Source organism: Nostocoides australiense Ben110, from assembly GCF_001050535.1.
GTDB classification, from domain to species: Bacteria; Actinomycetota; Actinomycetes; order Actinomycetales; family Dermatophilaceae; genus Nostocoides_A; species Nostocoides_A australiense.
Genome location: NZ_HG764815.1, coordinates 2,685,364 through 2,689,441 on the forward strand (window position 1 = coordinate 2,685,364; position 4,078 = coordinate 2,689,441).

Here is a 4,078-nt window from a genome sequence, read left to right on the forward strand (position 1 = left end):
GCCGCCGCGGCCATACCGGACGTCGAGGTGGCCGGCGACGACGGCGAACATCTCCCCCACATCGTGACCTGCAGCGCTTTGTACGTCGACGGGGAGACCCTCGTCGGCGAGCTCGACCGGCGCGATATCGCCGTGGCCTCCGGCTCGGCGTGCACCGCCTCGACGCTCGAGCCGAGCCATGTGCTGGCGGCGATGGGGCTGCTCACGCACGGCAACATCCGCATCACCGTGCCCTGGCGTGCCACCGCACCGGACCGGGATTCCGGCGTGGACCGCCTGATCACGGCGCTGCCGCTGGTGATCGGTGAGGTGCGCGCGCGACTCGGAGCAGGAGGATTGTGATGACCGAGCACTCGGAGCCCGGCCCCGGCGACCGCGGCGCCGGCGGCCTCGATGACGGCGATGCGGTGATCGTGGACGCTCGGGAGACTCGCTGCCCGATGCCGGTGATCATGGCGGCCAAAGCGGCCCAGGATCTGCCCGACGGCGCCCGGCTCGTGGTCCTCGCCACCGATCCGGCCGCGGCAGCCGACCTGCCTGCGTGGTGTCGGCTGCGCGGCCATACCCTGCTCGACCTGCACCTCGGCGACGAGGTGCGCGCCGACATCCGCCTCGGGACCTAGCGCCTCGCCCAGCGGCGGCCACGCCAGGCGGCCCAATCGGGGCCGGGGGCGGTGATCAGAACCGGGAGAGCGGCGAGATAGTCCGGCCGCGACATGACCTCGATGCCGAGGGTGGCCAAGTGGTCGGTGCGCCATTGGACGTCGATCAGGGCGGGACCGGCGCCGGAGCGCATCACGTCGACCAGACCCGCCAGCGCCAGCTTGGAGGCGTCGGTGACCCGGTGGAACTTCGACTCGCCGGCGAAGAGCCCGCCGACGGCCACGCCGTACAGCCCGCCGGCCAGCTCCCCCTCGCGCCACACCTCGATCGAGTGCGCCCACCCGAGTTCGTGCAGGCGCTGGTATGCCGCGGCGATCTCCGGCGTGATCCACGCGCCGGACCGCTGCGGGTCGGCGCAGCCGGCGACCACCCCGGCGAAGTCGGCGTCCACGCTGAGTTGCATTGTGCGGGCCGAGCGCCGCAGGGACCGGCTGACGTGCAGGTTTGCCGGACGCAGCACCCCCCGCTCCGTCGGTGACCACCACCCGATGACATGCTCGTCGTCGAGGTCGACGCCCATCGGGAAGACACCCTCCCGATAGGCCGCGAGCAAGGTGCCCGGCTCCAGGTCCCCGCCCACACCGATCAGATCGCTCGGCGGGGCCTGCGCGATCAGCCGCCGGAAGGACCAGCCGGTGGGCGGGGGTTCGATGGGCCGAGGCGCTAGGGGCGTGGGCACTTCAGGTGCGGGGCGATCTCGGTCGCGGAGTCCTCGCCGTAGGCGTCGGCCAGGCGCGCGAGGAAGGTGCGCTTGGACAGCTCGTACTCCTGGGTGCCGACGGTCTCGATGACGTGGGCGGCCAGGACCGAACCCATCTCGGCGCAGCGGCGGTGCGGCAGCCCGACGGACAGCCCCGCGAGGAAACCGGCGCGGAAGGCGTCCCCCACACCGGTGGGGTCGGCCAGCCGGGCCACCTTGGCGACGCCGACGTGGATCGGATCCTCGCCCGGGGATTCGATGATCGCGCCGTCCTTGCCGTGGGTGGTGACGCGGTGTGTGACGCGCTCGGCGATGTCCGTCGCGCTCCAGCCGGTCTTCTGTTCGGTCAGGCGTGCTTCGTATTCGTTGGTGATCAGGTAGGTCGCGCCGTCGATGAGTTCCTTGATCTCCGGGCCGTTGCTGAACGCGAGCTGCTGGGAGGGGTCGGCGATGAACTTCAGGCCGCGCTTGCGGCACTCGCGGGTATGCCGCAGCATCGCCCCGGGGTCGTTGGCCCCGATGAGCACGTAGTCGGCGCCGCCGACGCGCTTGTGGATCGGGCCGAGTTCGATGCGCCGGGCCTCGCTCATCGCCCCGGCATAGAAGGTCGCGATCTGGGCCATGTCCTTGTCGGTGGTGCACACGAAGCGGGCGGTGTGCTTGGTGTCGGAGACCAGGATCGATTCGCAGTCGACGCCGTGCCGCTCGAGCCAGCTGCGGTAGGCGTCGAAGTCCTCCCCCACCGCGCCGACCAGCACCGGCGACATGCCGAGGTTGGCCATCCCGAAGGCGATATTGGCGGCGATCCCGCCCCGCCGGATCTCCAGATCGTTGGCCAGGAAGGACAGGGAGATCTTGTCCAGCTGCTCGACGACGAGAGAGTCGGCGAACCGGCCGTCGAAGGTCATGAGGTGGTCGCTGGCGATGGAACCGGTCACGAGGATCTTCACGGGCCGACATTATCTGCCTCCTCCGGGCCGCTGACGCGAACGCGCCGGTCCTCGAACGAGGACCGGCGCGGTGCGGGTATGCGGTTGGGGCAGCTACCCCTCAGACGGTCGCCGCCGTGGCGCCGCCGTCGCGGCGGGTCGCCTCGTCCCGACGGACGAGGGGGCTCTCCTCGTCACGGACCTGCTTGGCATGCCGCAGGCCGAGGAGCCCGAGCAGGGCCATGAGCAGTGAACCCACGAGGGCGGTGATCCCGGCGATGGTCATGATCTTGGCCATGGTGCCGAAGGCGTAGGCGTTCAACAGCAGCCCGCGCAGGGTGTTGCCCATGAACAGGCTCTGACGCAGCGCGCCGAGCTCCTCCAGCTTGGTCTTGTCGGCGTTGGCGTCCTTGCTCAGGGCGATAAACTCGCCGGAGACATCTTCGTAGGTACGCCCGCCGGACGACTTGTCCATGTGGACCTTGATGTAGTGATCGGCGAAGGCCTTGGCCTGGTCGCCATTGGTCATCTCCTGGCCGGCGTACTTCTCCAGGTACGGCTTGATGAGCGGGTCCTCGATGGCCGACCCGGACGGCATGGTGATGTCCTGCTGCTTGAGCTGGTCGGTCACATTGGACTTGGTGAAGTTGGCTCCCCACAGCAGCAGGCCGCCGCCGATCAGGAGCAACGCGGCCAGCGCGAGGCCGAGCCACGAGATGAGTTTGTCGAGAGTGCTACGCATTGAGTGGGGGGCCTCCTCCGTCTCCGGGGAGAGCCACTCGGGTCGGGCTCCGCAGCCCCGGGCCGGCTTCGATGACCGGCGGTGAAACCCTACGACGATACAATTTACGATTCAACTACGAGTGGGTACCCAGCTCGACGGCGTGTCGCGACGGCGAGCACGACAGCGTGTCAGACGCGCAGCGCAGACAGGCGACGGCCCGGGCGCGCAGGGGTCAGCGCCCGGGCCGTCGGTCTTGGGGTGGGTCAGCTGAAGCTGTCTCCGCAGGCGCAGGAGCTGCCGGCGTTGGGGTTGTCGATGGTGAAGCCCTGCTTCTCGATGGTGTCGGCGAAGTCGATTGTCGCGCCGTCCAGGTAGGGGGCGCTCATCCGGTCGACGACCACCTCGACACCGTCGAAGTCGCGCACCAGGTCGCCGTCGAGCGTGCGCTCGTCGAAGTAGAGCTGGTAGATCAGGCCCGAACAGCCGCCGGGCTGCACGCCGACACGCAGGCGCAGGTCGGCGCGGCCCTCCTGCTCGAGCAGCGACTTGACCTTGGTGGCGGCGACGTCGGTCAGCAGCACGCCGTGGGTATCGGTGGAGGTCTGGTCCGTGGTGGTCATCTGGCTGATCCTTCGCGTCGTGGGCGGGTCGTGCTCCGTATGCCGCGTGCAACGCCACGTCGGCTGCGGATTGTTCCCCGTACCCGCACCAGAATACCCACAGTTAGGGCACCCTATGCACCGGTTGCCTGGTCAATTGTCAGGACCGTGCCGACCGGGTCAGGGCCACGGGTGAGGGCGCCCACGTCAGGACCGCGCCGACCGGGTCAGGACAGCAACTCCGGGCAGCCAACTCCGGGGCAACCACGTCAGGGCGACCAGGTCCGGGCGACGCGCGCCGCCCGCGCCCGCAGCGTCCCGACCGGGTCGGCGAAGGCAGCCTCCTCCTGGGCGGGATCGGCGGCGACGGCATACATTCCGCTCAGGCCCACCCCCATCGCCTCGCGCCGGCCGACGAGGACCCGTCCGGCGATCACGATCGCGGGCGTGGCGGGGGGGGGGG

Annotated in this window: 6 protein-coding genes and 1 pseudogene; 2 read left to right on the plus strand and 5 right to left on the minus strand. The window is 70.0% G+C overall.

Annotation, left to right across the window (positions count from 1 at the left end; translation table 11 throughout):
- A partial coding sequence (locus BN11_RS12920) for an aminotransferase class V-fold PLP-dependent enzyme (protein ID WP_048698316.1) occupies window positions 1-342 on the plus strand: 342 nt, incomplete at its 5' end.
- Window positions 342-623: a sulfurtransferase TusA family protein gene (locus tag BN11_RS21330; protein WP_053084099.1), complete on the plus strand. Its 282-nt coding sequence runs from the start codon at window positions 342-344 to the stop codon at window positions 621-623. The genes BN11_RS12920 and BN11_RS21330, both read left to right, overlap by 1 nt.
- On the opposite strand, the gene aat is transcribed toward BN11_RS21330, so the two are convergent.
- The 5 genes and pseudogenes from aat to BN11_RS12950 all read right to left on the minus strand — a co-directional run.
- Window positions 620-1,342, minus strand: coding sequence for a leucyl/phenylalanyl-tRNA--protein transferase (aat, locus tag BN11_RS22745; protein WP_053084100.1), 723 nt, complete (start codon window positions 1,340-1,342; stop codon window positions 620-622). The two genes, BN11_RS21330 and aat, sit on opposite strands and share 4 nt — an antisense overlap.
- On the minus strand, window positions 1,327-2,313 hold the full coding sequence (locus BN11_RS22750) for a carbohydrate kinase family protein (RefSeq protein WP_048698318.1): 987 nt from the start codon (window positions 2,311-2,313) through the stop codon (window positions 1,327-1,329). Before BN11_RS22750 ends, aat begins: the two co-directional genes overlap by 16 nt.
- A gap of 100 nt (window positions 2,314-2,413) precedes the next feature.
- Window positions 2,414-3,034 carry a hypothetical protein gene (locus tag BN11_RS12940; protein ID WP_048698320.1) on the minus strand — a complete coding sequence of 207 codons (621 nt, stop codon included), beginning with the start codon at window positions 3,032-3,034 and terminating at the stop codon, window positions 2,414-2,416.
- A 245-nt stretch (window positions 3,035-3,279) separates the two neighbouring features.
- Window positions 3,280-3,636, minus strand: a complete 357-nt coding sequence (locus tag BN11_RS12945) for a HesB/IscA family protein (protein WP_048698321.1) — start codon at window positions 3,634-3,636, stop codon at window positions 3,280-3,282.
- 248 nt (window positions 3,637-3,884) lie between these two features.
- Window positions 3,885-4,078 (minus strand): annotated as a pseudogene (locus BN11_RS12950) (glycerate kinase); the annotation flags it as partial.

Excerpts from the sequence above, each read along its gene's own strand:
- BN11_RS21330 (WP_053084099.1), top strand. The coding sequence starts at position 342 with ATGACCGAGCACTCGGAGCCCGGCCCCGGCGACCGCGGCGCCGGCGGC.
- BN11_RS12940 (WP_048698320.1), bottom strand. The coding sequence starts at position 3,034 with ATGCGTAGCACTCTCGACAAACTCATCTCGTGGCTCGGCCTCGCGCTG.
- BN11_RS12945 (WP_048698321.1), bottom strand. The coding sequence starts at position 3,636 with ATGACCACCACGGACCAGACCTCCACCGATACCCACGGCGTGCTGCTG.